General features: G+C 67.6%; 16 protein-coding genes. 5 read left to right on the top strand and 11 right to left on the bottom strand.

Features of this window, described 5'->3' with window-relative positions:
- Positions 1-102: 102 nt before the first annotated feature.
- A complete protein-coding gene (gene clpS / locus AC04L7_RS02575; RefSeq protein ID WP_296281785.1) occupies positions 103-423 on the bottom strand; it encodes an ATP-dependent Clp protease adapter ClpS in 321 nt (106 codons plus the stop codon).
- A gap of 91 nt (positions 424-514) precedes the next feature.
- Between clpS and AC04L7_RS02570 the strand changes: the two genes are divergently transcribed.
- From AC04L7_RS02570 to hflD, 4 genes are read left to right on the top strand one after another with little or no spacing between them, the layout of a single operon-like run.
- Entirely contained in the window at positions 515-994 is a 480-nt protein-coding gene (locus AC04L7_RS02570) for a hypothetical protein (RefSeq protein WP_435998420.1), read from the top strand.
- Positions 995-1,456, top strand: coding sequence for an NUDIX hydrolase (locus AC04L7_RS02565; RefSeq protein WP_435998418.1), 462 nt, complete (start codon positions 995-997; stop codon positions 1,454-1,456). It abuts the gene before it with no gap.
- Entirely contained in the window at positions 1,453-2,571 is a 1,119-nt protein-coding gene (gene mnmA / locus AC04L7_RS02560; protein WP_475512478.1) for a tRNA 2-thiouridine(34) synthase MnmA, read from the top strand. Before AC04L7_RS02565 ends, mnmA begins: the two co-directional genes overlap by 4 nt.
- Positions 2,568-3,179, top strand: a complete 612-nt coding sequence (gene hflD / locus AC04L7_RS02555) for a high frequency lysogenization protein HflD (RefSeq protein ID WP_299342531.1) — start codon at positions 2,568-2,570, stop codon at positions 3,177-3,179. The genes mnmA and hflD overlap by 4 nt, the downstream gene beginning before the upstream one ends.
- On the opposite strand, the gene nadE is transcribed toward hflD, so the two are convergent.
- The 10 genes from nadE to AC04L7_RS02505 all read right to left on the bottom strand — a co-directional run bounded on the left by nadE (position 3,176) and on the right by AC04L7_RS02505 (position 13,738).
- Positions 3,176-4,147 (bottom strand): NAD(+) synthase, encoded by a 972-nt coding sequence (nadE, locus tag AC04L7_RS02550; protein ID WP_475512477.1) that lies wholly within the window; start codon positions 4,145-4,147, stop codon positions 3,176-3,178. The two genes, hflD and nadE, sit on opposite strands and share 4 nt — an antisense overlap.
- Positions 4,144-4,431, bottom strand: a complete 288-nt coding sequence (locus AC04L7_RS02545) for an acyl carrier protein (protein WP_435998411.1) — start codon at positions 4,429-4,431, stop codon at positions 4,144-4,146. Before AC04L7_RS02545 ends, nadE begins: the two co-directional genes overlap by 4 nt.
- The gene (locus AC04L7_RS02540) at positions 4,431-5,960 is read right to left on the bottom strand and encodes a class I adenylate-forming enzyme family protein (protein WP_475512476.1); all 1,530 of its coding nucleotides are present in this window, start codon (positions 5,958-5,960) and stop codon (positions 4,431-4,433) included. The genes AC04L7_RS02545 and AC04L7_RS02540 overlap by 1 nt, the downstream gene beginning before the upstream one ends.
- A complete protein-coding gene (asnB, locus tag AC04L7_RS02535; protein WP_475512475.1) occupies positions 5,957-7,894 on the bottom strand; it encodes an asparagine synthase (glutamine-hydrolyzing) in 1,938 nt (645 codons plus the stop codon). The genes AC04L7_RS02540 and asnB overlap by 4 nt, the downstream gene beginning before the upstream one ends.
- 33 nt (positions 7,895-7,927) lie before the next feature.
- Positions 7,928-9,073: a hypothetical protein gene (locus AC04L7_RS02530; protein WP_435998405.1), complete on the bottom strand. Its 1,146-nt coding sequence runs from the start codon at positions 9,071-9,073 to the stop codon at positions 7,928-7,930.
- A complete protein-coding gene (locus tag AC04L7_RS02525) occupies positions 9,066-9,317 on the bottom strand; it encodes an acyl carrier protein (RefSeq protein ID WP_296282949.1) in 252 nt (83 codons plus the stop codon). The genes AC04L7_RS02530 and AC04L7_RS02525 overlap by 8 nt, the downstream gene beginning before the upstream one ends.
- On the bottom strand, positions 9,314-10,342 hold the full coding sequence (locus AC04L7_RS02520) for a ketoacyl-ACP synthase III (RefSeq protein WP_435998402.1): 1,029 nt from the start codon (positions 10,340-10,342) through the stop codon (positions 9,314-9,316). Before AC04L7_RS02520 ends, AC04L7_RS02525 begins: the two co-directional genes overlap by 4 nt.
- 147 nt (positions 10,343-10,489) lie before the next feature.
- Positions 10,490-13,081, bottom strand: coding sequence for a bifunctional aconitate hydratase 2/2-methylisocitrate dehydratase (acnB, locus tag AC04L7_RS02515; RefSeq protein WP_475512474.1), 2,592 nt, complete (start codon positions 13,079-13,081; stop codon positions 10,490-10,492).
- A gap of 52 nt (positions 13,082-13,133) precedes the next feature.
- Complete coding sequence (locus AC04L7_RS02510; RefSeq protein WP_299342519.1) at positions 13,134-13,535, bottom strand: type II toxin-antitoxin system VapC family toxin; 402 nt, start codon at positions 13,533-13,535, stop codon at positions 13,134-13,136.
- Entirely contained in the window at positions 13,532-13,738 is a 207-nt protein-coding gene (locus AC04L7_RS02505; protein ID WP_296282945.1) for an AbrB/MazE/SpoVT family DNA-binding domain-containing protein, read from the bottom strand. The genes AC04L7_RS02510 and AC04L7_RS02505 overlap by 4 nt, the downstream gene beginning before the upstream one ends.
- A gap of 216 nt (positions 13,739-13,954) precedes the next feature.
- On the opposite strand from AC04L7_RS02505, the gene acnA reads away from it, so the two are divergent.
- Positions 13,955-15,811 (top strand): aconitate hydratase AcnA (gene acnA, locus AC04L7_RS02500; protein WP_475512473.1); only part of this gene is annotated, 1,857 nt, incomplete at its 3' end.

Genomic DNA, 15,811 nt, shown 5'->3' with positions numbered 1-15,811 from the left:
TCCATCACCCTACCGGATTTCAGTGTTCAGGGATCGTTGCCTTGTCCCGCGCGGCGGTGCCCCCACACCGGATCCGACCCGGCATGCCCGCACCGGTCCCCGTCAGGACTTCTCCATCGTACACAGCAGGGGATGCTGGTTCATACGGGAAAACTCGTTGACCTGGGCCACCTTGGATTCGGCGACCTCGCGGGTGTACACCCCGCAGACGCCGCGGCCGCGGGTGTGTACGTGCAGCATCACCTGGGTGGCTTTCTCCAGGTCCATGGCGAAGAACTGCTGGAGGACCGTCACCACGAAATCCATCGGGGTGTAGTCGTCATTGAGCAACAGGACCTGGTACTGCGGCGGCGGCGCGACTTCGGGCCGGCTGGTATCGACCATCAGGCCGTGGTCGCGCTCGTTTTCGTTCTTGTGGGGCATGCGGCGATTATAGGCGCCCGCCGCCGCCCACCGCATGGACGCCATGCGTGACCCCGGCCACAATGCGACATCCTTATCCAACGAGCCCGCCATGAAGCCCACGCTGTCCCGACTGCCTGCCGCCCTGCTGTTGTGCGCCGCCGCTGCCGCCCCCGCCCTGGCGGCCGATGCATCGGTGGATGCCCGGTTGAAGGCGCGGGGCATCCAGTTCGAGGTCGACGCGGACGGCGACTACAAGGTGACGTATTCCTACAAGCAGGAGAATCGCACGCAGTTGGTGTTCGTGTCCGGCCGGACCGAGCAGATCAACGGCATGAGCGTGCGGGAGGTCTTCTCGCCGGCGGGTCGGGTAGCGGCCGACGGGATCGACGGCGCCAAGGCGCTCGCGCTGCTGGCGGACAGCCGTGGCAAGAAACTGGGCAGCTGGGAGATCTCCGGTGACGTGCTCTATTTCGTCATCAAGCTGCCGGACAGTGTCGACGCGGCCACGCTGGAATCCGCTATGGATATCGCGTCCGAGACCGCGGACAACCAGGAGATCGAACTCTCCGGCGACAAGGACGAGCTGTAAGTGAGCTACCGGGAGGGACGCTTCTGGCAGCCGGATGTCACCGTGGCCACCGTGGTGGTCCGCGACGGCAAGCTGCTGATGGTGGAAGAGCGCGCGCAGGGGCGCGTGGTCTTCAACCAGCCGGCCGGGCACCTGGAGCCGGATGAAAGCCTGCTGGAAGCGGCCCGCCGCGAGACGCTGGAAGAGACGGGCTGGGAAATCGCGCCGACTGCCTTCATCGGGGCCTATCAATGGAAGGCCGAGACCGGACGCCATTACCTGCGCTTCGCATTCGCCGCCGATCCGGTGCGCCACCTGCCGGATCGTCCGCTCGACGACGGCATCGTGCAGGCGCTGTGGCTGACGCCCTCCGAACTGCAGTCGCAGTCGCACCGCCATCGCAGCCCGCTGGTGTGGCAGGTCGTGCAGGACTTCCTGGCCGGTCGCCGCTCCCCCCTGTCGACACTGCAGCAGATCGCATGAAAGCGCCCCGCGTCATCGTCGGCGTGTCCGGCGGCGTGGATTCTTCCGTCGCCGCCTTGCAGCTGGTCCAGCAGGGCGAGCCCGTGGCGGGCCTGTTCATGCAGAATTGGGCCGACGACGGCAGCGGTGACTGCCGCGCGGAAGACGACCGGCGCGACGCCGTGGCCGTCTGCGGCCGCCTCGGCATCCCCTTCCACTTCCGCGACTTCTCGGGCGAATACTGGAAGGGCGTGTTCGAGCACTTCCTCGCCGAATACGCCGCCGGCCGCACCCCGAACCCCGATGTGCTGTGCAATCGCGAAGTGAAGTTCAAGCATTTCCTCGACGCGGCCCGCGACCTGGGCGCCGAGAAGATCGCCACGGGCCACTATGCGCGCATCGACGAGCATGATGGGCGCTGGCGCCTGCTGCGCGGTGTCGACCGCGGCAAGGACCAGAGCTACTTCCTGCACCAGCTGGGCCAGGCGCAGTTGGCGGCCACGCTGTTCCCGATCGGTGGGCTGCACAAGGCCGACCTGCGCCGCATCGCACGCGAGGCCGGGCTGCAGACGCACGACAAGAAGGATTCCACCGGCATCTGCTTCATCGGCGAGCGCGACTTCCGCGAGTTCCTCGGGCGTTACCTGCCGGCGAAGAAAGGCGAAATGCGCGACCCCTCGGGCCAAGTGATCGGCGAGCATCCGGGCGTCTTCTATTTCACTCTGGGGCAACGCGAAGGACTGCAGATCGGCGGCGTGCGCGGCCGCCCACAGGCACCTTGGTACGTCGTGGGCAAGGATGTCGCCGGCAACGTGCTGTACGTCGACCAGGACACGCAAAGTCCACACCTGATGTCTTCACGGCTGTGGACGGAAACCGCCCACTGGGTGGCAGGCRCTCCCTCCGGCAGACGCTTCACCTGCACGGCGCAGACGCGCTACCGCCAACCGGATGAAGCCTGCGAAGTGGACGTACTGGACGACGGCAGCGTTGCGGTACGGTTCCTGCGGCCGCAGCGCGCCGTCACGCCGGGACAGTCGCTGGTCCTCTACGCTGGCGATGAATGCCTGGGAGGCGCCGTGATCGCGCGCACCGACGCCCCCCTTGAAACGAAACTCGCGGAGCAAGCAGCTTGAGCAATCGATATTCAGACCGCGTGCTGGCCCTTGCCGGCCTGGCGCAGGCCCTCCACCAGGTCCGCCGTATCGCCGAGACCGGCCAGTCCGAAGGCTCGGCCGTGCAGGCAGCGGTGGACAGCGTGTTCCGCATCGACGCGGCGACGCCGCTGGCGGTCTACGGCCGCGTGGGCGACATCACGCCGGGCCTGCGCGTGCTGCGCGGCTACTTGGCCAAGGAGGCGCAGGACGACGGCCTCTCCCGCCTGGCGATGTCGGTACTGCAACTGGAGCGACGCTTCGTCCGCGAGGACGACACTGTGCATGCCGTCACCCGTGGCCTGGCGGACATCGCGCCGCGCGCGGAGCAACAGGGCAGCACCCACCCCGACGTGTTGTCCTCGCTCGGTGCCCTGTATGCCGACACCATCAGCCACCTGCGTCCGCGCGTGATGGTCCAGGGCAATCCCCATTACCTGGGGCAGCCGGGCGTGGTGGCGGAGATCCGCGCGATCCTGCTCGCCGCCGTGCGTTCGGCCGTGCTGTGGCGCCAGCTCGGCGGCTCGATGTGGGATTTCGTCCTCGGCCGCCGGCAGATGCTCGAGGCCGTGGACGACTGGCTGCCCTAGCCTGTCCTTTCCGGCATGCGCAATGGCGCTGCATGCAGATAGGCTGCCTGTCGGCGCTTCGCCACGATGTCGCGATAGACCGCCGCTGCCGCGGGTTCGTCCACGCCCAGGGCCGGCGCCAGGTTTGCCGCAGGGACCCCGTGCTCGAACGCCCACAACGCCAGGTCCATCTGCGCGTACGGAAGCGCGAAGTAGAACTCGTCCTGGCCCTGCGGCAGGCTGTAGGTGTCGGTGGTCGGCGTGGTGGAGCAGATCGCGTCCGGCAGGCCGAGGTGACGCGCCATCGCGTAGACCTGCGTCTTGAACAGGTGCGCGATCGGCTTCAGGTCGGCGGAACCGTCGCCGTTCTTGACGAAGAAACCCTGGTCGTATTCCAGCCGGTTCGGCGTGCCCACCACCGCGTAGTTCAGGCGGTCGGCATGGAAGTATTCCATCGTCTTGCGCAGCCGCTGCTTGTGGTTGGTGGCGGCGACGATGCGGAGGTAGGGGCCGGTCGGCAGGCGCGCTTCGTGGCGCTCGCCCTGCGGGGACTCCACGATCAACCGGTAGAAGTTGATGCCGCCGTCCAAGCCACMCTGCAGCACGATCTTGTTCTTCCAGCCCGCCCCATAGGCCGGGAATACCTCGCGGATGGCGGCTTCCTGTTCCGCATAGCAACCTATCGCCTGCAGCGCGGGCGCTATGTCGTGCATGTCCGCCTGGATTCCCAGGTGCGTGGCAAGCTGGCGCCCCAGTTCCGTGGAGCGCGAGCTGGAATCGCGTTCCGGCAACAGCAGGCCGAAGACGCGGTCCGCCCCTACCGCCCGCACGGCCAGCGCCGCACAGACGGAGCTGTCGATGCCGCCGGACATGGCCACCACCAGGCCGCGCCTGCGCATGCCACGGACAGCGTCGCGCATCCAGTCGGCGATCCTCTCGGCTTCCGCCTCCAGGTCCATCGCCAGTACCGCGGGACCCAGCACGCTCATGCCGCGACCTTGCGCAGCACGTAGGCCGCGACGGCGTCCAGCGAGTCGAGGTTCTCGGGCATCATCTCGGCGTCTTCCACCTTGATCGCATAGGTGTCCTCGACGAACTGCACCAGTTCAAGGAATCCGGTGGAGTCCAGCATCTGCGCATCCATGAACGATGCATCGTCGGCATAGGTCCCGTCCGCGCCCATCAGGAAGTAGTCGTCGATGTAGCGGCGCACCGTCGCCTTGATCGTCGCGGCATCGTGGGTGGAAGCGGGGGAAGCGGCGGCTGTCGCCATCAGGGAAGTCCTTTACGTGTAGGTTTGCCATTGTCAGTACGTGGCAAGTCGTCGAGGAAGGCCACGTGGCGCGGCGCCATGTGGCTTTCCAGGTGGGCCAGGCAGTGCCGGATGACGTCGCGTTCCGACAGCGTCGCGCCCGGCTGCAGGACGATCCAGGCTTTGAGTGCCTGGCCCAGCAGGTCGTCGGGGACGCCGGACACCAGGCATTCGCGGACGGCAGGCAGGCGCGCGATGGCCGCTTCCACCTCGACGGGACTGACCTTCTCGCCGCGCGTCTTGATGATGTCGTCCTTGCGCGCCACGAAGTAAAGCCAGCCGTCTTCGTCGCTGCGGAACAGGTCGCCCGTGCGGAACGCGCGGCCCTGCCCATCGGCGCCCTCGATGAATTTCTCCGCGGTCAGCGCGGGCGCACCCCAGTAGCCTTGCGTCACGTGTTCGCCCTGAACGACCAGTTCGCCGGTGCCGCCCCACGGAACGCGCCGGCCGGCGTCATCGATCAGCCAGCAGGTCTGCCCCGCCATGCCGCGCCCGATGCTGTCGGGTCGCCGTTCGCGCTCGGCGGCTGGCAGGTAACTGATGCGCGTGCATTCGGTCTGTCCGTACATGACCACCAGGTCCGCGCCCGGAAAGCGCGCCGCCGTTCGCTGCTGCAAGACGGGCGACAGCGGGGCGGAAGCGCTGGTCAGCAGCCGCAGCGACGACAGGTCCCATGGCGAGAGGTCATCCATGCCGGCCAGCATCGCGTACATGGTGGGGACGGCGGGAAACACCGTGGCCCGCTCCCGCGCCAGGATCTCCAGCGACTTGGCGGGAAACGCGAACGAGCGGTCCAGCACCAGCGTGGCGCCGACCCGCGCCGACAACAGGCACTGGCCCAGTCCGTAGCTGAAGCTCAGGGGCAGCGCGCTGAAAATCACGTCGTCCTGCCGCAGCGCCAGGTACGAGGCTACCGTCTGCATGACGCTGGCGAGATTGCGATGGCTCAGCATCACGCCTTTCGGTGCTCCGGTCGTGCCCGACGTGTGGATGATGAAGGCGAGCGTGTCATCGTCCGTCTCCGCATCCGGCACGCCGTCGTCGCTCGGCGCGTCGCTTTCCGGCCACGGGTGCTCGTCCGCCTGCCCGTGCCAGGCGGCGTCGATCGTCAGCACATGCCACGCGCCCGTGGATCCCGCGCGTGCGGCACGCCATACGGAAGCCAGCGAGGGCTGTGCGATCAGCAGCCTGGCGCGCGTGCYGGCCATCATGCCCGCGAGCTTGTCGGCCTTGGTCTGCGGGTTGAAGGGCATGCAGACGGCGCCCGCACGCAGTAACGCCCAGAGGGACGCCACCATCTCCACGCTGTTGTCGAGCAGCACGCCCACCCGGTCGCCGGGCACGACGCCAAGTGCCCGCAAGCGGACCGCCACGCGCCGGCTGAGCGCATCGAGCCCGGCGTAGTCCAGCCGGTGATCGCCGCATACGAGCGCCACGCGATGCGGCACGCGCCGCACCGTGTCGTCGAACATCGTGTGCAGCCGCTTCACGCGCCGGGTCCGGCTGTCTGCAGGAAACGTTCCTGCAGCACCAGCAGCGACAGCACGCCGACGAACGCCATGTTGTCGGGGTAGCCGATGGCGCGTCCCGCCCGGCACTTCTCGACCAGATGCCCGATCGCGCGCACATCGAACAGGCCGCTCGCGGCCAGACGGTCCGGCGCCAGCATGTCGGCGACCCAGGGGCGCAGCTGTCCGTCGGCGAAGAAGCACTGGCTGTCCGGCGCACGATACGGCTGCTTGTGCCGTTGGGTGATGGCTGACGGCAGCTCGTTCGCCATCGCGCGCTTCAGCAGCCGTTTCTCGCGCAAGCCGCGCAGCTTGAATGTGGGCGGCATGCGGTTGGCGAACTCGATCACGCGATGGTCGAGCAACGGATACCGGCCTTCGATGGAACGCGCCATGGCCATGCGGTCGCCTTGGGCGGCCAGTAGATAGCCCGGCAACAGTGTGCTGGCTTCGACGTACTGGTCGCGGTCCAGGCCCGCCCAACCGTCCATTGGCGACAGCTGGGCTGCCAGCGCGGCGAGCGGATCGACGGCGTCGACCTGCGCGCGAAGGTCCGGATGCAGGAAGCGCAGCACGCGCCGCGTACTGCGCAGACGCGCCGCATGCGCGAACCCCGGCGATGCGGGGTCGCCGCCCTCGGCGAAGAAGTGCGCAGCGAATCCTGCGGAGCGTGCCGGCGAATGCGCGAGGTAAGGATAGAGACGTTCCAGGATCCGTCCCCGCCAGCGGCTCCCGGGACCCCGCGCCATGAAGCGACGGGCCTGCGCCTCCTTGAACAGGTCGTAGCCTGCGAAGACCTCGTCGGCGCCCTCGCCCGTCAGCACCACCTTGTAACCGTGGTCGCGGACATGCCCCGCCAGCAGCAGCATCGGGACGGGCGCCGTGCGCACCAGCGGCATTTCCGCATGCCAGACCGCGTCGCGGAACGCCGTGGCGATGTCGGCCTGGCTCACGGTGATCTCGCTGTGCCGCGTGCCCAGCGCCTGTGCCATCAATCGCTGGAACGGGCGCTCGTCGAACTCGGCGTCTTCAAAGGCCAGCGAGAACGTGCGCAGGTCGGCGCCGGCGTGGCGCAGCGCGRGCGACGCGATCGCGGAGGAGTCGAGTCCACCGCTGAGGTAAGCGCCCACCGGCACGTCCGAACGCAGTTGCAGCCTTACCGCGTCGACCAGCAGGGCGTGCAGCTCCTCGGCGCAGGCGTCTTCGCCGGCCGCATCGACGGTCGGCGTCTGCGGTTGCCACGCCCAGTACGGCGTGATCCTCGGCGCCAGGCGGTCGACGCGCAGGTCGACCACCATCCGGTGGCCCGGAGGCAGTTGGCGGACGCCGTCGAACGTCGTGCGCTCGCCGAGCGGGCACCAGAAGCCGAACACGTCGCCCAGTGCCGCCACATCCAGCGACAACGGCAGACCGGCGGCCCGCAACGCCTTGATTTCCGACGCGAACGCCAGGCGATGTCCGTCGCAGTGGTAGTACAGGGGACGGATGCCGATGCGGTCGCGCGCCAGTACGAGGCGCTGGCGCCGCATGTCGTGCAGCGCGACCGCGAACTGTCCGTTCAGATGATCGACGAAGTCATCTCCGTAGCGCGCGTACAGGTGCAGGATCACTTCGGTATCGGACCGGGTGGCGAACACGTGTCCTTGCCGCTCCAGTTCCCTGCGAAGTTCGACGTGGTTGAAGATCTCGCCGTTGAACACGAGTTGCAGGCTGCCTTCCGCATCGGCCATCGGCTGCCAGCCGCCGTCCAGGTCGATGATCGACAACCGGGCGTGCGCGAGCCCCACGCTGCCGTCGACGCGACACCGGCTGCCATCCGGACCCCGGTGGTGCAGCGTGCCGATCATGGCCTCCAGCACGGCGGCCGACGGCGGAGGGGCGCCTGCCGGCAGCGCCATGCCGGCTAGCCCGCACATGCGGGGTCCTCCGTGAGCACCCGGCAGGGCCCGTCAGTAGATGCCATCGCTGTCGAAGCTCAGGTCGGTGATCTGCCAGCGTCCGTGCCCGCCGTTGCCGGGCAGCGGAACCGCCGAATGCACGCCCGCGACCAGCGAAGGCGACTCGCGGCCGAGAAAGCCCAAACGTTTCAGCAGCGGCGCGGCCTGTTCGTCGAGCACCGTAGTGAAGACCCGGCTGCAGCGCTCCTTGCGCGCACGCGCAACGGCGGCCTGCAGCAGGGTCATCAGTGCGGCATCAGCGCCGGCGGCCGCGGTCTTCCAGTCGAGCAGGTGCAGCCCGGCCTTGCCCGTTCCATCCGCCGCCACGTTCCGCACCGCCATGTAGCCGACGCACACGCCTGCCCGGTAAGCGACCATCAGGTCGTAGCGCGCACGCGGGTTGTCGAACAGCCGCCACTGCAGGTGCTCCGGCGACGGCATCACGCACGCAACCTGCGGAGGCAACACCGCGCGAAGCGCCTCGATGTCCGCCGTCGGCACCTGCGCCACCTCGACCACATCGATACCGGACCGCGACCTGCGCTGCGCGGCGCGATGCACCAGCGACCAGCCGGCATCCAGCACCGGCGCGCCAACGCGCACGGCGAACGTGCCCAGTCCGTGCTGCCGCAGCATCTCGGCGCTGTCCAGCGGGAGTACGCGGTAACTGCGCTGCGGCAGGGCGGCGAACATGCGCTTCACCAGGCCGATCGAATGCGCATTGGCGCCGATCGCCAGTGTCACGTCTGCCTTCGCCATCATCATCTGGTTGAGCCAGACGCCCCCGCCCCCGCCTTCCAGGTCGGGTCGCAGTTGGATGTCCATCAGCAACTGGCCATCGAGCGTGCGGCCCGCATGGTGGATGCGCTGTGCCTCGCGGCCGATCACGGCCAGTACGCCGGTGTCGTCGCGCAGCAGCCAGAGCGTGCCCGGCCCGTCCCTGCCGCCGGTGTCCAGTCCGTAACGCCAGCGCAGGTAGGCGTCGTCGTCCCACCCCTTGCGCTGCCGGAACGCCAGCAGTGCCGGAAGATCGTCGAACGTGGCGGGCCGGAACGTGGCGGTCAGCTGTTCCGGCGACCAGCCCAGGCTGCGCGCGAACATGCGCGTGGTGGTCGCCAGTGGCGGAAGCGTGGGGCGCGCCGCCCTGCCCTCAGTCATCCATCACTCCATGGCGGCGCAGGTAGGCGAACAGGTCCGACACCACCTGCATGGCACGCGATTCCTCGGCATCCAGGTGCAGGCCGAAGCGTTCGTCCAGTTCCGCCATCAACATCAGCGCCCCCATCGAATCCCAGCCATCGATGTCCTCGCGCCGCATCGACGGCGTGAGCGGCGAGGTTTCGGAGAACGCCTCGGCCATCATCGCCAGGACCTCCTGTTCGCTCATGCGCGGGGCGTTCATGCCGACGCCTCCAGCGCAGCCAGCTCGCCATGCAGCAGCGGCGTTCCGGCGCGGATGGGCAGCAACGCCGATCCCCACGACAGCCCGACGCCGTAGCCCAGCAGCATCACCGTACGGTCGTGCGCGCTGTCCAGCATGCGCGTCAGCGTGACGGCGACCGAGGGGCCGCCGCAGTTGGCGGTGTCCTCGATCGTCATGGGCACCCGCGCCTCGGGAAGACCGCACTTCTTGGCGAGGTGCTTCATGATGAAGCGGTTGGACTGGTGGAAGACGTACTGGTCCACGTCGTCCACGGATTTCCCCGCCAGCGCCAGCGTGTCCGCCACCAATGGCGGCACGCGCTTGATGGTGAAATTGAAGATGGCAGCGCCGTCCATTTCCAGCGCCAGATGGCGTGGGTCGGCGGGATGCCGGTCGCGGAAGGCCCCGCCGCGGATGATCAGCCCCTCGCGGCCGGCGCCATCGGTATGCAGGCAGAACGCAGCCTCGTCGTCGCCCGTCTCCAGCGCCGTTGCCGACCCGGCGTCGCCGAACAGCAGCGTGGTGGCGTGGTCTGCCGGATCGGTGAAGCGGCTGGGTGTCTCGCCATGCAGCATCAGGATGCGCTGGTGTCCCCCCGCCCGCAGCATGCTCGAAGCCACGTACAGCCCGTAGGGATAGCCGGAACACCCCAGCCCCACGTCGAAGGCGGCACAGCGGTCGGACAAACCGAGCCATGCATGCAGGACGCACGCGGTCGAGGGCAGGAAGTAGTCCGGCGACTGCGTGACGAACACGAGCCCGGTGACGCTGTCGCGCTCCCACCCCAGTCGCTTCAGCAGCCGCTCGGCGGCGTCACGGCAAAGGTCGGCCGCGGTCGTTCCCTCGTCGACCACATGGCGCTGGCGCACGCCGGCCATGGACACCACCTTGCGCACTTCGTCCGCGCCATAGCGCTCGCCCTCGGCCAGGTTGTCGATCCGGCGTGCTGGCACGCAGGTACTGACGCCCGCCACGCGGATGCCCTGAATACGTGCCTGCGCCAACTCGACTCCCCTTCTTGCGTGGTGCAGCCGACGCCGCACGTGCCTTGTTTCCGCGAATAACGTTATATGTGACATCAACCGGACGGCGCCGCCAAAAAAAAGGCCCGGCGCTGGGCCGGGCCTTCGACTCCCTGCAGCCGCCCAGGATCAGGCGGCCACGGTCTTCGCCACGTCCTGGTACTCCTCGATCTGGTCGAAGTTCATGTAGCGATAGATCTCGGCGCCCTTCTCGTTGATCACGCCGATGTCGGCCATGTACTCGGCCTTGGTCGGGATCTTGCCCAGGCGCGAGCAGATCGCGGCCAGCTCGGCCGACCCCAGGAACACGTTGGAATTGCGGCCCAGGCGGTTCGGGAAGTTGCGGGTCGAGGTGGAGAACACCGTCGCACCCTCGCGCACCTGCGCCTGGTTGCCCATGCACAGCGAACAGCCGGGCATTTCCATGCGCGCACCCGCGGTGCCGAACGTACCGTAGACGCCTTCCTTGGTCAGTTCCGAGGCGTCCATCTTGGTCGGCGGCGCGACCCACAGGCGGGTCGGGATGTCGCGCTTGCCTTCCAGCAGCTTGGCGGCGGCACGGAAGTGGCCGATGTTGGTCATGCACGAACCGATGAACACTTCGTCGATCACGGTACCCGCGACGTCCGACAGCGTCTTCACGTCGTCSGGGTCGTTCGGGCAGGCCAGCAGCGGCTCGTGCACGTCGGCGAGATCAATGTCGATGATCGCCGCGTACTCGGCATCTGCATCCGGCTCCAGCAACTGCGGGTCGGCGAGCCACGCTTCCATCTTCGCGATGCGACGGGCCAGCGAACGGGCATCGGCGTAGCCTTCGGCGATCATCCACTTCAGCAGCGTGATGTTGCTGGTGAGGTACTCGATGATCGGCTCCTTGTTCAGGCGCACGGTGCAACCGGCGGCGGAACGTTCGGCCGAGGCGTCGGACAGTTCGAATGCCTGCTCCACCTTCAGGTCCGGCAGGYCTTCGATCTCGAGGATGCGGCCGGAGAAGATGTTCTTCTTGCCCGCCTTGGCCACGGTCAGCAACCCGGACTTGATGGCGTAGTACGGGATCGCGTTGACCAGGTCGCGCAGCGTCACGCCCGGCTGCAGCTCGCCCTTGAAACGGACCAGCACCGATTCCGGCATGTCCAGCGGCATCACGCCGGTGGCTGCGGCGAACGCGACCAGCCCGGAACCGGCCGGGAACGAAATGCCCACCGGGAAGCGCGTGTGCGAGTCGCCGCCGGTGCCGACGGTGTCGGGCAGCAGCATGCGGTTGAGCCAGCTGTGGATCACGCCATCACCGGGACGCAGCGAGATGCCGCCACGGGTGGAGATGAATTCCGGCAGCGTGTGGTGCGTCTTCACGTCGACCGGCTTCGGATACGCCGCGGTGTGGCAGAACGACTGCATCACCAGATCCGCCGAGAAGCCCAGGCAGGCCAGGTCCTTCAGCTCGTCGCGGGTCATCGGGCCGGTGGTGTCCTGCGAACCCACCGACGTCATTTTCGGCTCGCAGTAGGCACCCGGGCGCACGCCCTGGCCTTCCGGCAGGCCACAGGCGCGTCCGACCATCTTCTGCGCGAGCGAGAAGCCCTTGCCGCTGTCGGCCGGCTGCTGCGGCTGGCGGAACAGGTCCGTCGCCGGCAGCTTCAGCGCTTCGCGCGCCTTCGCGGTCAGGCCGCGGCCGATGATCAGCGGGATGCGGCCACCGGCGCGCACTTCGTCGAACAGCACGTCGGACTTCACCTGGAACTCGGCGATCACTTCACCGTTCTTCAGTGCCTTGCCATCGTACGGCCGCAGCTCGACCACGTCGCCGTGATTCATCTGCGAGACGTCGAGTTCGATCGGCAGCGCGCCGGCGTCTTCCATGGTGTTGTAGAAGATCGGGGCGATCTTGCTGCCCAGGCAGACGCCACCAAAGCGCTTGTTSGGSAYGAASGGRATGTCYTCGCCGGTGAACCACAGCACGCTGTTGGTCGCCGACTTGCGCGAAGAGCCGGTGCCGACCACGTCGCCGACGTAGGCGACCAGATTGCCCTTGTCCTTCAGCGACAGGATTTCCTGGATCGGGCCGCGCTTGCCGTCTTCTTCCGGCAAGAACGGCGCGTCGGGGCGCTTGTTCTTCAGCATCGCCAACGCGTGCAGCGGGATGTCCGGCCGCGTGGTGGCGTCCGGCGCCGGCGACAGGTCGTCGGTGTTGGTCTCGCCCGGCACCTTGAAGACGGTGACGGTCAGGCTCTGCGGCACTTCCGGCTTGCTGGTGAACCATTCGGCGTCGGCCCAGCTCTGCAGCACGGCCTGCGCATGGGCATTGCCCTGCTCGGCCTTCTCCTGCACGTCGTGGAAGCTGTCGAACATCAGCAGCGTGTGCTTCAGGCCTTCGGCGGCGGTCGCGCCCAGCTCGGCGTTGTCGAGCAGCTCGATCAGCGGGTGGATGTTGTAGCCTCCCAGCATCGTGCCCAGCAGCTCCGTAGCGCGCGCGGGCGTGATCAGCGGGGTCTTCTCGGTACCGAACGCGACGGCGGCCAGGTAGGACGCTTTCACCTTGGCGGCATCGTCGACGCCGGCGGGCACGCGATGCGTGATCAGCTCGACCAGGAAGTCCTCTTCACCGGCCGGCGGATTCTTCAGCAGTTCGATGACCTCGGCCGTCTGCTGGGCCGACAGCGGCAGCGGCGGGATGCCCAGCGCGGCGCGCTCGGCTACGTGGTGGCGATAGGCTTCCAACATGGGTGGCTCCGGTCGTTCGGTGATGCGGTGGAATGGGAAAACAGAGTGACGCTTATTCGTTCGCGGGCACGATCAGTTTCAGGCCCTTGAAGTAGTCGCGATGGAACGCGGTGTCGAAGGTGATGAGGCCATCGCACTGCAGCAGCGCGTGCGCGCCGACCAGGAAATCGGCGATGGGCCGGGCGTCGCCTTCGCGCTGGCGGTGACGACGCTGCATCTCGCCTGCACGCACGGCGGACTTGGCTTCGACGGCATTGAAATGCACGCCCATTTCCTCGAGCGCGCCCAGGGCATCCGCACCATTGCGCAGCGAGGCGCACAGCTGCGCCAGCGCGGCATCGCAGACGACGACACGCCCGCTGCCGAGACTCTGGCGCAGACCCGCCTCGACGGCGTCCGCGCGCGGACCATCGGTCAGCAGTTCGATCAGGACGGGCGCGTCGACGGCGATCATTCGCTGACGGCGCCCGTCGGGCTGTCGGCGTCGAGGGCGAACTTGCCACGCACGCGCGAAATCGCGTCGTCGACGCTCTTCCGCAACACGATGCGGCTACCCTCCAACTCGACCTTCAGCACGCTGCCCTTGGTCAGGCCCAGCGCATCGCGCACGGCCTTCGGCAGGGTGATCTGGCCGCGTTCTGCAACGGTGGCTTCCATCAGCGGCCCCTCTTGAGTATGGAAGAATTATACATACTTCAGTTGGCATACCCTAGCCCGGAGCGCCTGTCATCCCCCACCAGACTGCACCCTTGGTCGAATCATGCCCGTCTCATACATGGCGGATAATCCGGGCAGGCCTCTACAAGACATGCAGGGCCGCCAGCTTATGCTGTCTGGTCACCTCACCCTCTCCCAGCTACAGGAGCCTCCGCGATGAGTGATTCCTTCGCCACCCGACGTTCCCTGGACGTCAACGGCACGTCCTACACGTATTACAGCCTGCCCGCGCTGGCCGAGCGGCTGGACCCGGCGGGCGGCTTCGCCCGCCTGCCCTATTCCCTGAAGATCCTGCTCGAGAACCTGCTGCGCTGCGAGGACGGGGTCACCGTGCTGCCGGAGCATGTCCAGGCCGTCGCTGCCTGGGAGGCCGCCAAGGAACCGGACACCGAAATCGCCTTCATGCCCGCGCGCGTGGTGCTGCAGGACTTCACCGGCGTGCCCTGCGTCGTCGACCTTGCCGCCATGCGCGATGCCGTGGTGAAACTCGGCGGCAGCCCGGACCAGATCAATCCGCTGATCCCCTCCGAGCTGGTCATCGACCACTCCGTGCAGGTCGATGTGTTCGGCAGCGCCGATGCGCTGGACCTCAACGGCAAGATCGAATTCGAACGCAACAAGGAGCGCTACGGCTTCCTGCGCTGGGGCCAGAAGGCGTTCGACAATTTCAAGGTGGTGCCGCCGAACACCGGCATCGTCCACCAGGTGAACCTGGAAAACCTCGCCCGCGTGGTCATGACCGGGGAGAAGGACGGCCAAGCCATCGCCTATCCCGACACCGTCTTCGGCACCGACAGCCACACCACGATGATCAACGGCATCGGTGTGCTGGGCTGGGGCGTGGGCGGCATCGAGGCCGAGGCCGCGATGCTGGGCCAACCGTCATCGATGCTGATTCCGCAGGTCGTGGGCTTCAAGCTGACCGGCAAGCTGCCGGAAGGCGCGACCGCCACCGACCTGGTGCTGACCGTCACCCAGATGCTGCGCAAGCTGGGCGTGGTGGGCAAGTTCGTCGAGTTCTACGGCGACGGCCTGCAGCACCTGCCGCTCGCCGACCGCGCCACCATCGGCAACATGGCGCCCGAGTATGGCGCCACCTGCGGCATCTTCCCGATCGATCACGAGTCGTTGAACTACCTGCGCCTGTCCGGTCGCAGCGAAGCACAGATCGCGCTGGTCGAGGCCTACGCCAAGGCGCAGGGCCTGTGGCATGCGCCGGACAGCCCGCATGCCGAGTACAGCGCCACGCTGCAGCTGGACATGGGCGATGTGAAGCCGTCGCTGGCCGGCCCCAAACGCCCGCAGGACCGCGTGCTGCTGCAGGACGTGAAGCAGAACTTCCGCGACAACCTGGTGCCGTTCGCCGATGCGCGCCGCAAGCGCATCGACCTGGTGCAGGAAGACCGGCTCAAGAACGAAGGCGGCGGCGGTACGGCCGTGGGGGCTAGCGAAGCCGCGCACGAATCCTCGCCGCACAGCGGCGCGGCGGTGAAGTTGCGCGATGGCGACGTGSTGATCGCGGCSATCACCTCGTGCACCAACACCTCGAACCCCTCGGTGATGATCGCCGCGGGTCTGGTCGCCCGCAAGGCGCTCGAGAAGGGGCTCAAGCAGAAGCCGTGGGTCAAGACCACACTCGGCCCCGGATCCAAGGTCGTCACCGACTACTACGAGAAGTCCGGTCTCGACAAGGACCTCGAGGGCCTCGGCTTCTACACCGTCGGCTATGGCTGCACGATCTGCATCGGCAACTCGGGCCCGCTGATCGAGGAGGTCTCCGCGGCCATCAACGATCACGATCTCGCCGTGACCGCCGTGCTCTCCGGTAACCGCAACTTCGAGGGACGCATCAGCCCCGACGTGAAGATGAACTACCTCGCCAGCCCGCCGCTGGTCATCGCCTATGCGCTGGCAGGCTCGATGCACTTCGACTTCGAGAACGATGCGCTCGGCAAGGGAACCGACGGCGAAGACGTATTCCTCAGGGACATCTGGCCCAGCCCGGCCGAGGTC

It is taken from the genome of Pseudoxanthomonas sp. LjRoot204_2 (genome assembly GCF_056175765.1).
Note: the sequence above shows the minus strand (reverse complement) of the source record. Positions and strands in the feature narration are given on the sequence as shown.